The 15635-nt window shown below is 32.9% G+C and carries 12 protein-coding genes; 11 read left to right on the top strand and 1 reads right to left on the bottom strand.

The genetic code is table 11. The annotated features are described in order from the left end of the window. Positions 1-19 precede the first annotated feature (19 nt). From bamA to J3U19_RS02925, 9 genes are all read left to right on the top strand, one after another. Entirely contained in the window at positions 20-2443 is a 2424-nt protein-coding gene (gene bamA / locus J3U19_RS02965) for an outer membrane protein assembly factor BamA (protein WP_267340006.1), read from the top strand. Positions 2444-2482: 39 nt separating this feature from the next. Continuing rightward, the gene (locus J3U19_RS02960) at positions 2483-2971 is read left to right on the top strand and encodes an OmpH family outer membrane protein (protein WP_267345416.1); all 489 of its coding nucleotides are present in this window, start codon (positions 2483-2485) and stop codon (positions 2969-2971) included. Further along, positions 2971-3999, top strand: coding sequence for a UDP-3-O-(3-hydroxymyristoyl)glucosamine N-acyltransferase (lpxD, locus tag J3U19_RS02955; RefSeq protein ID WP_267345415.1), 1029 nt, complete (start codon positions 2971-2973; stop codon positions 3997-3999). Before J3U19_RS02960 ends, lpxD begins: the two co-directional genes overlap by 1 nt. Positions 4000-4107: 108 nt before the next feature. Next, positions 4108-5409 carry a trigger factor gene (gene tig / locus J3U19_RS02950; RefSeq protein WP_267340002.1) on the top strand — a complete coding sequence of 434 codons (1302 nt, stop codon included), beginning with the start codon at positions 4108-4110 and terminating at the stop codon, positions 5407-5409. Positions 5410-5502: 93 nt separating this feature from the next. Beyond that, positions 5503-6105 (top strand): ATP-dependent Clp endopeptidase proteolytic subunit ClpP, encoded by a 603-nt coding sequence (clpP, locus tag J3U19_RS02945; RefSeq protein WP_324123777.1) that lies wholly within the window; start codon positions 5503-5505, stop codon positions 6103-6105. A gap of 12 nt (positions 6106-6117) precedes the next feature. Further along, on the top strand, positions 6118-7392 hold the full coding sequence (clpX, locus tag J3U19_RS02940) for an ATP-dependent protease ATP-binding subunit ClpX (RefSeq protein WP_267340001.1): 1275 nt from the start codon (positions 6118-6120) through the stop codon (positions 7390-7392). A 187-nt stretch (positions 7393-7579) separates the two neighbouring features. Further along, the gene (gene lon, locus J3U19_RS02935; RefSeq protein WP_267345414.1) at positions 7580-10015 is read left to right on the top strand and encodes an endopeptidase La; all 2436 of its coding nucleotides are present in this window, start codon (positions 7580-7582) and stop codon (positions 10013-10015) included. A gap of 132 nt (positions 10016-10147) precedes the next feature. After that, positions 10148-12007, top strand: coding sequence for a SurA N-terminal domain-containing protein (locus tag J3U19_RS02930; protein WP_267345413.1), 1860 nt, complete (start codon positions 10148-10150; stop codon positions 12005-12007). 153 nt (positions 12008-12160) lie between these two features. Continuing rightward, a complete protein-coding gene (locus tag J3U19_RS02925) occupies positions 12161-12466 on the top strand; it encodes a ComEA family DNA-binding protein (RefSeq protein WP_267339998.1) in 306 nt (101 codons plus the stop codon). Positions 12467-12515: 49 nt separating this feature from the next. On the opposite strand, the gene priA is transcribed toward J3U19_RS02925, so the two are convergent. Beyond that, positions 12516-14684, bottom strand: a complete 2169-nt coding sequence (gene priA, locus J3U19_RS02920; protein ID WP_267345412.1) for a primosomal protein N' — start codon at positions 14682-14684, stop codon at positions 12516-12518. 217 nt (positions 14685-14901) lie between these two features. On the opposite strand from priA, the gene moaC reads away from it, so the two are divergent. After that, a complete protein-coding gene (moaC, locus tag J3U19_RS02915) occupies positions 14902-15393 on the top strand; it encodes a cyclic pyranopterin monophosphate synthase MoaC (RefSeq protein WP_267339996.1) in 492 nt (163 codons plus the stop codon). Continuing rightward, entirely contained in the window at positions 15386-15631 is a 246-nt protein-coding gene (moaD, locus tag J3U19_RS02910; protein ID WP_267339995.1) for a molybdopterin synthase sulfur carrier subunit, read from the top strand. The genes moaC and moaD overlap by 8 nt, the downstream gene beginning before the upstream one ends. Positions 15632-15635 lie beyond the last annotated feature (4 nt).

Here is a 15635-nt window from a genome sequence, read left to right as displayed (position 1 = left end):
GAGGTTATAAACATTTACAATGAAAATAAATAAATTACTTATAGCATCTTTGCTGTTCAGTAGTACAGCAATATATAGTTCCAACGCATTTTGTGTTGATGATTTTATAGTAAAAGATATTAAATTCGAAGGGTTACAGAGAGTTACCCAAGGCGCTGCATTGCTTGAAATGCCAGTTCAAGTTGGTGATTATGTTAATGAAGCTGACTTAGGTCGTATTATCAAATCCCTTTATGCTAGTGGTAATTTTGATAATATCAGTGTTTCCCGAGATGGTAATAAATTGATTGTTCATGTTCAAGAGCGTCCAATTATTGCGAGTATTACTTTTTCTGGTAATAAATCAGTTAAAGATGATATGTTAAAAAAGAATTTAGATAGCTCTGGAATTCGGGAAGGCGAAGCATTAGATCGTACAATGCTTTCGGCTATTGAAAAAGGTTTAGAAGATTTTTATTACAGCGTGGGTAAATATAATGCAAAAGTTAAAGCTGTAGTTACCCCATTATCTCGTAATCGAGCTGATTTAAAATTGGTTATTGCTGAAGGTAAATCAGCACTAATTGATCAAATCAATATTGTAGGTGCTAAAGCATTTTCTTCAGAAGAACTCATCTCACGTTTTTCTTTACGTGATGAAGTTCCATGGTGGAACATGCTTGGTGACCGAAAATATCAAAAACAAAAATTAGCTAGTGATTTAGATGAATTACAAAGTTTCTATCTAAATCGTGGTTATGCTCGATTTAATATTGATTCCACACAAGTAAGTTTAACACCAGATAAAAAAGGTATTTACGTAACTATTAACATCCATGAGGGCGAGCAATACAAGTTATCAGGCATTGATTTCAAAGGAAAATTTGCTGGGCATAAAGATGTTATTGCCAAAATAGCTAATGAGCGTGTATCGGTTGGCGACTTATATAATGGTAAAAAAATAACAGATATTGAAGATAATGTTAAACGACTACTTGCTAATTTCGGTTATGCTTACCCTAAAGTCATTATTGAGCCAGAAATGGATGATTCCAAGCATACTGTAAAGCTAATTGTTATGGTTGATGTCGGACAACGTTACTATGTTCGTAATATTAAAATTGTCGGTAATACCGTAACAAGTGAAAGTGTTATCCGCCGTGAGCTTCGTCAAATGGAAGGTGCATGGTTAAGTAACGGGTTAGTTGAGTTAGGTAAAGAACGCTTAAGTCGATTAGGTTTTTTTGATACTGTTGAAGCGAATACTGAACGAGTACCAGGAATAGATGATCAAGTTGATATCATCTATAAAGTTGCAGAGCGTAATACAGGTAGTATTAAATTTGGTGTGGGTATTGGTTCTGATAGTGGAGTTAGTTTTAATGCAGGTATATCTCAAGATAACTGGTTAGGTACAGGTAACAGCGTATCGTTTGATATTAATACAACTGATACTGATAAAACAGCCTCTATTTCAATTGTTGATCCATATTTTACTGTAGATGGAGTAAGCTTAGGTGGTAGTGTTTACTATAATACTTATAAAGCAGATGACGATGATGAAGAGTCAGAATACTCAAGTAAAACATGGGGGGCATCAGCAAATTTAGGATTTCCGATTAGTGAAAATAATTTCGTTCGCTTTGGAACAGAATATGCCAATCATAAATTGTCTGACATGAAAGCTCAATATGGAATGTGGCGTTACTTTGACTCTATGGGTAAAAATATGAAGAATAGACGTTCTATTTCTTTCGATACTAATGATTTATTGCTAAATGCTTATTGGACATATAATTCATTAGATCGAGGATTTTTTCCAACTGATGGTTTAAAAGTGACAGCCAATGCAAAAATAACAGCGCCTGTATTCGATAATCGATTCTATAAACTAGTTACTGATGCTTCCTATTATTATCCATTTGATTCTGAACATCATTGGGTTTTCTTAACTCGAGGGAGATTGGGTTATGGTAATGGTTTTGGTGGTAAAGAATTGCCTTTCTATGAGAACTTCTATGCTGGCGGTTCAACTGTATTGCGTGGTTTTAAAGCCAATACTGTTGGCCCTAAAGCGGTTTACTTTAATAATGAAGATGGTTGTAGTGATTTAGATAATACAAGTAAATGTAAAAGATCAAAGGATGCGGTTGGCGGTAATGCCTTAGCATTTGCCAGTACAGAGTTAATTGTTCCTACTCCATTTGCTGGAGAAAAATATAAAGATAGCATTCGTACCTCAATATTTTTTGACGCAGGTACCGTATGGGATACTGAGTGGAATTTTAAGAACAATGATATTCCAGATTATAGTTCACCTTCTGATATAAGAATGTCAGCAGGATTAGCTATTCAATGGATGTCACCATTAGGTCCATTAGTCTTTTCTTATGCTCAACCTCTTAAGAAATATAATGGTGATTCAGCACAACAATTCCAATTTAATATCGGTTCGACATGGTAACTCCATGTCAAAATTAATAAATAGACATAGGTGAAGAAAGTGAAAAAAATTATATCTGTTCTTAGTATAAGTGCTGCATTACTGTTTACTGGTATGGCAAATGCAGAAGTTAAAATTGGTGTTATTGATGTAATGTCTGTTTTACAAAATATGCCACAGCGAGAAACAGTTGGACAAGCTTTAAATAAAGAATTTGAGGCAAGAGAGAAATCATTACGAGAAGAAGAACAGAAAGCCAGTGAAGCGGCAGCTCGTTTAAAAAAAGATGGTTTAACATTATCAGCCTCTGAAAAAACAAAATTAAATAAAACAATTTCAGATTTTGAAAATAAAGCAAAAGCGTTCACAACAGATTACCGCAAACGTGAATCAGAAGAGATAGGTAAATTATTAACTAAAATCCAAGAAGCCGTTAAAAATATTGTTACAACAGAAAAATACGATATTATTTTAAAAGCAGAAGCTACATTATCAGCATCGGATGCGGTAGATATCACTAATAAAGTACTGGAAAAGGTTAAAAAATAATGTTTGCTTTCCGTTTAGAACAGTTGGCTAAACAACTTGATGCAAAGTTACATGGTGATGGTGATATAACTATCACAGGTATTGCATCCATGAAAAGTGCTGTATCTGGACAAATTACTTTTTTGTCCGATAAAAAATTGCAAAATAATTTATCAGAATGTAAAGCTTCTGCCGTAGTTATGACTGAAGAAAGTCTTAAGTATTGGCAAGGTTCAGCATTAATTGTAAAAGACCCTTATTTTACTTATGCAAAATTAGCTCAATGCCTTGATACTACACCTGCGCCAGCTAAAGATATTGCTGTATCAGCCGTAATTGACTCATCTGCTCAGTTAGGTAGTAATATTTCAATTGGTGCCAATGCAGTTATCGAAAGTGGTGTTATATTAGATGATAATTGTATTATTGGTGCGGGTTGTTTTATTGGTAAAGATACAAAGATAGGTGCAAATACAAAATTATGGGCTAATGTTACTGTTTATCATAACTGTATTATTGGAGATAATTGCTTAGTTCAATCTGGCACGGTAATAGGAGCGGATGGATTTGGTTATGCTAATGATAAAGGAAAATGGATTAAAATTCCTCAATTAGGGCGCGTTGTCATTGGCAATAATGTAGAGATAGGTGCATCAACAACAATAGATAGGGGTGCGCTGGATGATACGGTTATAGGTAATGGAGTTATTATAGATAATCAGTGCCAAATTGCTCATAACGATATAATTGGTGATCATACCGCAGTTGCGGGAGGTGTTATTATGGCTGGTAGCTTAACTATTGGTCGTCACTGTCTAATTGGCGGAGCTAGTGTGATTAATGGGCATATGGAAATTTGTGATCAAGTTACTGTTACTGGTATGGGGATGGTGATGCGTCCTATCACTGAACCAGGTGTTTATTCATCAGGGATCCCACTACAAGAGAATAAAGTATGGCGAAAAACCGCTTCGTTAGTTTTACACATTGATGAAATGAATAAACGTCTGAAAGCGCTTGAGAAGAAACAATTAAATGTCTCGACGTAGACGAATACGGTCGGTATAATGTTTGCCTATTTTTATAAATTTGTTTGCTCAATTATCAATTTAAAATAATCATGGGCAAATATTATTCAATAATTTCGAGGTATACAGATGCAAGTTTCGGTGGAAACAACAAAAGGTTTAGGTAGACGTTTATCAATTACAATTCAATCAGAAGATATTAAAAAAGCAATTGATAAAGAGCTGGTTAACACTGCAAAAAAAGTACGAATTGATGGTTTTCGCAAAGGAAAAGTACCCTTAAAAATTGTTGAACAACGCTATGGTGCGTCCATTTTACAAGATGCATTGAGTGATTTGATGCAAAAAAATTTCATTGAAGCGATTGTTCAAGAAAAATTAAATCCAGCAGGGGCCCCAACTTATACTCCAAATGAATATAAGGATGGAGAGGATTACACATTTACAGTTGAATTTGAGGTTTATCCTGAAGTTAACATCAAAGATTTAGATAAGATTGAAGTTGAAAAGCCAGTAGCTGAGGTTGTTGATGCTGATGTTGAAACAATGATTGAAACATTACGTAAACAGCAAGGGACTTGGAAGGAAGTTGATCAGGAAGCTAAAGAACAAAATCGTGTCACTCTAGATTTTGTTGGTCAAGTTGATGGTAAGGAATTCGAAGGCGGTAAAGCTGATGATTTTGTATTAGTATTAGGTCAAGGTAGAATGATTCCAGGATTTGAGGATGCAATTTTGAATCATAAAGCTAATGACAAATTCGATATTAATGTAACATTTCCAGAAGATTATCATGCTGAAAATTTAAAAGGTAAGCCTGCCGTATTTTCTGCAACATTGAAAAAAGTGGAAGAACTTGAACTTCCAGAACTTACCGAAGAAGTCATCAAACGATTTGGTATCGCTGATGGTTCAGTTGAAAGCTTACGTGCTGAAGTCCAAAAAAATATGTTACGCGAACTCAACGCAACAATTCGTAATAAAATTAAAGCACAAGTTATTGACGGTTTAGTTAAGAATAATGAAATTGATGTTCCTAGCGCATTAGTTGAACGAGAAATTGATGTACTACGTCAACAAGCAGTATCTCGATTTGGTGGAAACACGAAACAATCAATGGAACTTCCTAAAGAATTATTTGAAGCTGAAGCTAAACGTCGCGTATCAGTTGGTTTATTGTTTAGCGAAATCATCGAAAGTAATAAGATTAAAGCAGATGATGAAAAGGTTAAGTCTTTAATTAATGAAATAGCCTCTGCTTACGAGGATCCTAAAGAAGTTTTCGAATTTTACAGCAAAGATAAGAAAGCAATGGATAACATTCGGTCTGTAGCAATTGAAGATCAAGTAGTTGATTTATTATTAGCTAGTGCTAAAGTAACTGATAAAAACTATTCATTTTCTGAATTAATGAATCAGCAAATGGCTTAATATCTATATACTGCTTCATTCAATAAAAAAGATTACTTTTAAGCCCAAATAAGAATTATCTGTTTGGGCTATTTTGTTTAATAGGAGATAAAAATGCCTTTAGAACCATATATGGGTGTGATTCCAATGGTTGTTGAGCAAAGCTCTCGAGGAGAAAGAGCTTACGATATATATTCACGTTTATTAAAAGAGCGAGTTATCTTTTTAACAGGACAAGTTGAAGATAATATGGCTAACTTAATTATCGCTCAAATGTTATTTTTAGAAGCGGAAAATCCTGAAAAAGATATTCATTTATATATAAATTCGCCAGGAGGTGTTGTTACAGCTGGAATGGCTATTTATGATACGATGCAATTTATAAAACCAGATGTTAGTACAATTTGTTTGGGACAGGCGTGTTCAATGGGATCATTGCTTCTAACTGCAGGAACAAAAGGGAAACGATATTGCTTACCTAATGCTAGAGTAATGATTCACCAACCATTAGGCGGTTTTCAAGGACAAGCTTCAGATATTCAAATACATGCACAAGAAATTTTACAAGTAAAAAGTCGTTTAAATAATATTTTGTCTATGCATACTGGTCAAGATATTAGTGTAATTGAAAAAGATACAGATCGTGATAACTTTATGTCTGCCGAAAAAGCAGTTGAATATGGTTTAGTGGACGCCATATATAGTAAACGTTCATAATAAATTAGCTAGGTGGTAAAAGTGAATAATGAAAGCTCAGAAAAATTACTCTATTGTACTTTTTGTGGTAAAAGTGAACATGAAGTTCGCAAACTAATTGCAGGACCATCATCTATTTATATTTGTAATGAGTGTATTGGGTTATGCAATGATATTTTAAAAGAAGAGACAAAAAATTTTCTCTCACATGAAGAATTTAATAGTAAACCATTACCAACTCCTCATGAAATTCGAAACCATCTTGATGAATATGTTATTGGTCAAGAAAAAGCAAAAAAAGTATTATCTGTAGCTGTTTATAATCATTATAAACGTTTACGTAATTATATAAGTCATAATGATGTCGAATTAGGTAAAAGTAATATCTTATTAATTGGTCCAACTGGTAGTGGTAAAACATTATTAGCTGAAACTTTAGCTCGCTTTTTGGATGTTCCTTTTGCGATGGCAGATGCAACAACATTAACTGAGGCTGGGTATGTTGGTGAAGATGTTGAAAATATCATCCAAAAATTATTGCAAAGTTGTGATTATGATATTGAAAAAGCACAACGTGGCATAATCTACATTGATGAAATAGATAAGATTTCAAGAAAATCGGATAATCCTTCAATCACTAGAGATGTATCAGGTGAAGGAGTTCAGCAAGCATTATTAAAAATTATTGAAGGTACTATTGCTTCTGTGCCTCCGAAGGGTGGGCGTAAACATCCTCAGCAAGAATTTTTACAAGTAGATACCTCAAAAATTCTTTTTATCTGTGGTGGGGCTTTTAGTGGCTTAGATAAAGTCATTGGAAATCGCGTGTCTGTTAATACTGGCATTGGCTTTGGTGCTGATGTCAAAAGTAGTAAAAATAAGGCAACAGAGACTGAGTTACTAGCTCAAGTTGAATCTGAAGATCTAGTAAAATTTGGTTTAATTCCTGAATTTATTGGCCGATTACCAGTTATCGGGACATTATCAGAATTAGACAAAAATGCTTTAATTAGCATTTTAACTGAACCTAAAAATGCTTTGACCAAGCAGTTTGAAGAGTTATTTAGGTTAGATGGAGTTGAGTTAGAGTTTACTAAAGAGGCATTAAATGCTATTGCAATAAAAGCGTTGCAACGCAAAACCGGAGCTCGTGGTTTACGTTCTATTGTTGAAAATATTTTATTAGATATAATGTATGATTTACCATCAATAAAAAATATTAAAAAAGTTATTGTTGAACAAGAAACAGTAGAGAAATCTCAAGCCCCAGCTTTAATTTACCGTGAAGATGTTGAGTTGTCAGCTTAACTATGAATATGCTTGTTATCGTTAATATGTTAACAAGCATGATCTTATTTATATTATGTCTAATTACATGTAGATATTGTCAAAATGTTTAAGGAATAGTATATATTTGAATCATAAGAATAGGCTTGAATATCTAAAATCAATCCCAATATCATCATAATGGGTTTGTACTATTAGAGAGAAAAAAATGAAAACAAAACAAACTAAACAAATGATTATGCCTATTTTACCATTACGTGATGTTGTGGTGTTTCCACATATGGTAATTCCTCTCTTTGTTGGTCGAAATAAATCAATACGGTGTCTTGAGAGTGCAATGGACATGGATAAACAAGTTTTTCTTGTTACTCAAAAAAATCCTTCACAAGATGATCCCGATATTGAAGATTTATATGAAACTGGGACTGTTGCCAATATTTTACAATTGCTTCAACTTCCAGATGGAACAGTGAAAGTTTTAGTTGAAGGCGTTGAACGAGCTAAAATTGTTGATATTTTAGAACAAAAAGAAGACGACTTTTTTATTGCCAATATCGAAACATTGCATGAAAAAAATAAGAATGATGATTTAAATGAAGCTCTAATGCGAGTTGTACTTTCTAACTTTGATGATTATGCAAAACTGAATAAAAAGGTAACTCAAGAAGTAGTTGATTCAATTCGTTTAATTAAAGAGCCTTCACAATTGGCTGATTCTATTGCGGCTACATTATTTTTGAAAGTAGAACAAAAACAAGAATTACTGGTTACAGCTAATTTGGAAAAGCGTTTTGAGTTACTTATTTCATTGATGGAATCTGAGATAGATTTATTACAAGTTGAGAAAAATATTCGTCAGCGTGTTAAGCAACAGATGGAAAAAGCGCAGAAGGAATATTATCTTAATGAGCAAATAAAAGCAATTCATAAAGAATTGGGTGATATTGATAATAAAACCGACGAATATGAAGAGTTAAAAAATAAAATTACTCAAGCTAAAATGCCAAAAGAGGCGACAGAAAAAGCTTTGGCTGAACTCAATAAACTCAAAATGATGCCTGCAATGTCTGCTGAAGCAACTGTAGTCAGAGGATATATTGATTGGATGCTACAAATTCCATGGCATAAGCATAGCAAAGTTAAAAAAGATATTGAGGGCGCTCAAAAAATTCTAGATAAAGATCATTATGGTTTAGAAAGAGTTAAAGATCGTATCTTAGAATATCTAGCTGTTCAAGGTCGAATTAATAAAGTTAAAGGGCCTATATTATGTCTAGTTGGACCTCCTGGTGTAGGTAAAACGTCTCTTGGTCAATCGATAGCTAAAGCAACGGGGCGTAAATATGTTCGAATGGCATTAGGTGGAGTTCGTGATGAAGCAGAAATTCGCGGTCATAGAAGAACTTATATAGGTTCCATGCCGGGTAAATTGATTCAACGTATGGTAAAAGTTGGCGTCAAAAACCCATTATTTTTATTGGATGAAATTGATAAGATGGCATCTGATATGAGAGGTGATCCTGCTTCTGCATTGTTAGAAGTACTTGATCCAGAACAAAACAGTGCTTTCAGTGATCACTATCTGGAAGTTGACTATGATTTATCTGATGTAATGTTTGTTGCAACTGCTAATTCTATGAATATTCCTGCTCCTTTATTAGATCGAATGGAAGTTATTCGTCTTTCTGGTTATACGGAAGATGAAAAATTAAACATTGCTAAACAGCACCTTATTTCTAAACAAATAGAAAATAATGGGTTAAAACCGAAAGAAATCTGTATAGATGATTCGGCTATTATTGGAATTATTCGTTACTATACCCGTGAAGCGGGAGTGCGTAGCTTAGAAAGGGAAATAGCAAAAATTTGCCGTAAAGTTGTAAAACAATTAGCCTTAAACAGCAAGTTGAAAAAAGTGACGGTAACTCAGGATAATTTAAAAGATTTCTTAGGGGTACAACGATTTGATTATGGTAAAACCGATAATGAAAATCGGATTGGGCAAGTTATTGGTCTTGCTTGGACTGAAGTAGGTGGTGATTTACTAACAATTGAATCAGTTAGTGTTCCGGGTAAAGGTAAATTAACTTATACAGGCTCATTGGGTGATGTGATGCAAGAGTCTATTCAAACTGCATTGACGGTAGTTCGTTCTCGTGCTGAAAAGTTAGGTATTAACAGTGATTTTTACGAAAAACGTGATATTCATGTACATGTTCCCGATGGTGCTACACCGAAAGACGGTCCAAGTGCTGGTATTGCTATGTGTACATCATTAATATCAACTTTAACAGGCAATCCTGTTCGTTCAGATGTTGCTATGACTGGAGAAATTACTTTAAGAGGAGAAGTATTACCTATTGGTGGTCTTAAAGAAAAATTACTTGCGGCACATAGAGGTGGAATTAAAACTGTCGTTATACCGATGGATAATGTAAAAGATCTAGAAGAAATTCCAGATAATGTTAAAGCTGAAATTGAGATTTGCCCAGTAAAATGGATTGATGAAGTAATCACAATAGCATTACAAAATAATCCATTTGGTATAGAATTGGAAGAAGAGAAAATTAATTTAAAACAGTCAACTAAAAAGGCAACAAAACAAATTAAATCTAAAATTCCGGTTCAGACACAATTAAATTAATTATATTTAATTTTAAAAAGATCAACTTAATGTTGATCTTTTTTTATCTCTTAACGTTCCGATAATAGCCAATTTAGGTAAATATGCTATACTTGCCGAATTAATCTTTAGATATATGGAGAATCGCAAGAAATGATGGATACAATCCGCACAGCTGCAAACCATATTGTAGTTAAAATTATTTTTACAATAATTATTTTATCATTTATATTCACAGGGATAGGTTTTTTGGGGTTTGGTGGCGGTAATAATGCACGAGATGCTCAACAATACATCGCAAAAGTTGATGGAGAAGGGATAAATCGAGCACAATTTGAAGCTCAAGTAAGAGAAGTTACATCAGGTTCAGCTGGTGATCCCGCTTTTATTAAACAACTTCGTCGCAATGTATTATATTCACAAATTACGAATTTTTTATCTTATAAATTTTCTGAACAATTAAACGCAAATATTAGTAATGAAAGAGTCAAAGAATTCATCAAGCAACAACATGTGTTTTTTGAAAATGGTAAATTTAGTAATAAAAAATATTTAGAACTCCTTTCAGCAAACGGATTTACACCTGATAGTTATGGTGCAAGCTTAAAAACTTCTTTGCAACAACAACAAGTGATTAATGCTTTAGTCAGCTCCAGTTTTGTATTACCAGTGGATTCTGAGTTAGCTAAATTACAAGATCAAACAAGGACAGTTTATGCAACAACTTTAAGCCCTAAAGTGGTTAATATGGATGATGTTAAAATCACTGTTGAAGATGAAAAAAAATATTATGAAGAACATAAGAGCGAGTTTTATCGGAAAGAAAGGGTTAAGTTTAATTATATTTTGAATAAGAAATATAACTATGTAGATAAAATTCGTATTAGTGATGAAGAAGTACAACAACAATTTAAAAAAAATAAAAAAGATTATTCCTTCCCTGAAAAACAAGCTTACAGTGTAATTTATGTCACTGATAAAGAACAGGCTGATGATATTATTAAGGATCTATCTTCTGATGGTAGTTTTGATAATATTGTTAAAACGGTTAATCAGAGCCCTAGTACCTCTCCGTATGGAAAAAATGGTTCATTAGGATGGTTTACTATGGATGATTCTTTACCTCAAGCATTTAAAGACGCTAATTTGAAAAAAGTTGGACAAACTTCTAAGCCGATAAAAGTTGACGATGGTTATATTATTGTCAAATTAGATGATGTACAAAAGTCTAAAGTTATGGATTTTGATTATGCAAAACATGTGATTACTTCAAAACTAGAAGATGATAAATTAAATGCCATGTTTGATTCTGTAGAAAAGAAAATTCAGGCTGCGATAAATAAAAATCCTAATTCATTAGAAGCTATTGCAAAAGATTCAGATTTACAAATAGTTAATTCAGATTGGTCTTATTATAATGATATCGCTACCATCTTACGATACCCAGAAGTTAGAGATGTTGCATTTGGTGATCAAATGATTGTTGATGGTCAAGCAACAGGTAACGTTTCTGAAATGATAACTGTTGGTCAAGGCATTAATATGATTGATTTTGTAATTCAAATTGTTGATTATCGAAAGGAAGGCATAGCACCTTTTGAAGAGGTCAAAGATGAAATTAATACAAAACTATATCAAAATATTGCTAATGAGCGTTTCAAATCGACTGTCAATAATATATTAACGCAATTAAATGAAACAGGTAGTTCATCAAATGTTAATTTTTCTCAAAGTGTTAAACTTTCTAGAGACTCAAAAGCACTGGATAAGAAAATCGTTAATATGGTTTTTGATTTAGTACCATCAGTTACATCTAAAAGAGTTTTCGGTGTTCAATATTTAGATGATAAAAGTGCTACAATTGTGGTATTAACCGATGTAAAAACGCCTAATGAACAAAAAGATGTGTCCTCGGAATTATTGCCATTATATATCAACAATATATATTATTATCTTACTGACGATATTCGTTCCAAAGCTAAGATTGAAATTATGCCTGATGCAAATTTGTGATCCAAATCATAAATTAATGCAAAATTTAGCAAAAATGAAAAGTCACTTCGGTGACTTTTCTCATTTATGAAATTAGTAAACGTTTAATATTTGATTAAATGAGATAGTTAAAAAGCATATTAATTGCATAACTATATTTAAGAGGTTAATCAAATGAAACTATTTTCAATTTTATGTATTTTATTATCAAGTATCAGTTTTTCCGGTTTAAGTATTGCGGATAATCCACCTAATGAAGTAACTAAAAAAGAACAGCAACAAATTATACAAGTTAATATTAATACAGCTACTGCAGAAGAGTTAACTAAAGTCTTGACGGGTATAGGTATAAGTAAAGCCAAAAAAATTGTTGAATATCGTGAAAAATTAGGACCATTTGTTTCTATAGAACAATTAAAAGAAGTTTCAGGTATTGGTCAAGCAACACTGGACAAAAATGTAGGCAAAATAGCTTTATAATTTTATTTTAAGCCGCCGATTTTTAATATCGGTCGGCGACTACAATATCTTAATTATTGATAGGATCAATATCAATACTCCATCTTACTTTTGATGTCTCATTCCACTTTTCTATATCAATAACAAGTTTGTCTAAAATTAAGTGCAATAGTTGCCTATTTGTATGTTGTAGTAAAAGTTGCCAACGGTAATATCCTGCTTTTTTAGGCTGATTTGCTGGAATAGGACCAAGTTGCCATAAAGTATTATCACCATACTCTTTCAATTTCTCGTGAATAAGTTGTAAAAAGTTTTGTGCATGATGATTATTGCGATCAGCTGCACGTATTAATGCTTGATAACTGAATGGTGGTAATAGCGTTTGTTGACGCTCTTTTAAGGTCTGTTTGGCAAACTCTTGATATCCCTTGTTTAATAAGACATTTAGTAATGGATGATCTGGATGATAGGTTTGTAATATTACTTCTCCTGTTTTTGTTTCACGTCCAGCTCGTCCTGATACTTGAGTGTAGATCTGAGCAAATTGTTCTGTGGCTCGAAAATCACTCGAAAATAATGCACCGTCGACATCTATAATACCCACTAATGTTACATCAGGAAAATGATGTCCTTTCGCTAAAATTTGTGTACCCACTAAAATATGTGCACCACCTTGTTGGATGCTTTGCAAATAACCATCTAATGCTCCTTTTTTAGTTACAGTATCACGATCAATACGACTTATTTTAGTATTAGGAAAAAGGAGTTCAAGTTGTTTTTCTAATTGTTCAGTTCCAAAACCTACTGGTACTAAGTGAGTTGAACCACATTTTGGACATTGTTTGGGAATTGCCCTTGGTGTATCGCAGTAATGACAGTTAAGTTTCTGTTGTTGATGGTGAAAAGTATATGGACGATCACAACGGGGACATTCTGCAATCCAACCACAATCATGACAAATTAATAAAGGTGAATAACCACGCCGATTTAAAAATAACATGACTTGATTATTATTTTGTAGATGTATTTTTATTTGTTCAATTAAAGGCTGTGATAAGCCAGCTATAAGTGTTAAACCTCGAATATCTAAAATAGATTGCTTTACTGGCTTAGCTTGACCTGCACGTTTTGTTAATTGCAATAATTGATATCTACGATTTTTAACATTATTTAAAGTTTCTAATGAAGGTGTTGCTGAACCTAATAAAACAGGGATATTTTTAAGTTTAGCACGAATAATTGCTAAATCACGAGCATTATAACGCCATCCTTCTTGTTGTTTGTAAGAACTATCATGCTCTTCGTCAATAATAATCATGCCTAAATTTTTAAACGGTGTGAAAAGTGATGAACGGGTACCAACAACAACTGCATTTTCTCCATTTTTGCTTCTTAACCAAACAGCCAGTCTCTGCTGATTAGTTAATCCTGAATGTAAAATATCTATTGGTACATTAAATCGTTCTTTAAAACGTTTGATTGTTTGTGGTGTAAGGCTAATTTCAGGAACTAATACTAATGCTTGTTCACCTTTAGCTAATACATTAGATATTATATTGAGATAAACTTCAGTTTTTCCTGAACCAGTAACGCCTTCTAATAGAAATACAGCAAAATTATAACGTTGTTTATTTACTGTATCTATAGCATAAAATTGTTCTTGATTTAATTTAATCAAGTTTGGATTGGTAGAGAAATTTGTTTGCCATCTTATAGTATCTGGTTGGCAATTTACGCGAGTTATAAGTTGTTTTTTTTCTAATTCCTTATAGATGGCGGTACTTGGATTAATAAAATCAACAGCATTACTTCTAAATGATGATAATAATAATTTTTGTTTTGGTGTTCGTGATAATGATGTCAGATCGATATTTTTCCCTAATTCAGTTAATTGCCAATCTTTGATTTCATCTTTATTCGCTTTACGTCCTTGTCTTAATAAAACGGGCATTGCATGAAATAAAACTTCACCAATTGGATAATGATAATAATTTGCCGCCCAGTTTAATAACTGCCAGATATCTGAAGTAAAAATAGGCTCACTATCAATAATAGTAGTTATATTTTTTAAATTTTTAACATTAATATCGGTTTGTTGGTCTATACTAACAATAATACCTATGGCATTGCGGAAACCAAATGGAACTTTCACCCGCATTCCAATTTTAGCTGGCTTAGTTAAGTGATAATCATAAAGTTGGTAAAGTGGTACTGGTAAGGCTACATGAGCAATAAGCATTGAGAATCACAATTATAATTAACAGAAAGTAATATTGTACGCAGTTTTTATTTAACTCGCATAAACATATCAAATTTATTGATGATTAGATAGGTTAAAATAAATTTATTTTTATTTGTTTTTATAATAATTAATTTAATCATATGGGTAGCTACTTGTAAAATTTTTCTATCTTGGCTATATTCTAACAAGTGAATAAATATTTAAGGAATTAAAGATGCCTGAGTCATTTTCGCACATTAATCATCGTGGTGATGCTCATATGGTTGATGTTTCAAGCAAACAGCTCACAATGCGGCAAGCAAGCGCAGAATCACTAGTCTTAATGAATATCAATACACTTGATATGATTATAGAAGGTAAGCATCATAAAGGTGATGTTTTTGCGACAGCAAGAATTGCAGGCATCCAAGCTGCAAAAAAAACTTGGGATATTATTCCTCTTTGCCATCCGCTCTTACTAAGTAAAATTGAAATTGATATCGAAGCTGATCGAATAAAAAGTTGTATTCGCATTCAAGCTAGTTGTCGATTAAATGGGCAAACAGGTGTTGAAATGGAGGCTATGGTTGCTGCATCAGTTGCGGCTTTAACTATCTATGATATGTGTAAGGCTGTGCAAAAGGATATGGTGATTACACAAGTAAAATTATTGACTAAAAGTGGTGGTAAGTCAGGAGAGTTTATTGCCAAGGAAATAAATGAATAAAATTATTTTTTTTGCTCAAATTAGAGAGTTAGTGGAAGTTGATAGCATCTTTTTAGATGCTAATCAAGTTTCTATTTTTGAATTGCTCGAACAACTTAGTAAACGTGGCGATAGGTGGGCTTTAGCATTTAAAGAGAGAGTTATTTTATGTGCAGTGAACCAAACGTTGGTGGATACTGATTATATTATTCAGACTAATGATGAAATTGCCTTTTTTCCTCCTGTAACGGGCGGTTAAAATT

The sequence above is a fragment of the Gilliamella sp. B2828 genome (genome assembly GCF_026537125.1).
GTDB lineage: Bacteria > Pseudomonadota > Gammaproteobacteria > Enterobacterales > Orbaceae > Gilliamella.
This window is presented reverse-complemented; position numbering and strand designations above follow the sequence as displayed.

Coding starts and splice junctions, on each gene's coding strand:
- clpP (WP_324123777.1), top strand. CDS start 5,503: ATGCCTTTAGAACCATATATGGGTGTGATTCCAATGGTTGTTGAGCAA.
- tig (WP_267340002.1), top strand. CDS start 4,108: ATGCAAGTTTCGGTGGAAACAACAAAAGGTTTAGGTAGACGTTTATCA.
- moaD (WP_267339995.1), top strand. CDS start 15,386: ATGAATAAAATTATTTTTTTTGCTCAAATTAGAGAGTTAGTGGAAGTT.
- lon (WP_267345414.1), top strand. CDS start 7,580: ATGAAAACAAAACAAACTAAACAAATGATTATGCCTATTTTACCATTA.
- priA (WP_267345412.1), bottom strand. CDS start 14,684: ATGCTTATTGCTCATGTAGCCTTACCAGTACCACTTTACCAACTTTAT.
- J3U19_RS02925 (WP_267339998.1), top strand. CDS start 12,161: ATGAAACTATTTTCAATTTTATGTATTTTATTATCAAGTATCAGTTTT.
- J3U19_RS02930 (WP_267345413.1), top strand. CDS start 10,148: ATGATGGATACAATCCGCACAGCTGCAAACCATATTGTAGTTAAAATT.
- moaC (WP_267339996.1), top strand. CDS start 14,902: ATGCCTGAGTCATTTTCGCACATTAATCATCGTGGTGATGCTCATATG.
- lpxD (WP_267345415.1), top strand. CDS start 2,971: ATGTTTGCTTTCCGTTTAGAACAGTTGGCTAAACAACTTGATGCAAAG.
- bamA (WP_267340006.1), top strand. CDS start 20: ATGAAAATAAATAAATTACTTATAGCATCTTTGCTGTTCAGTAGTACA.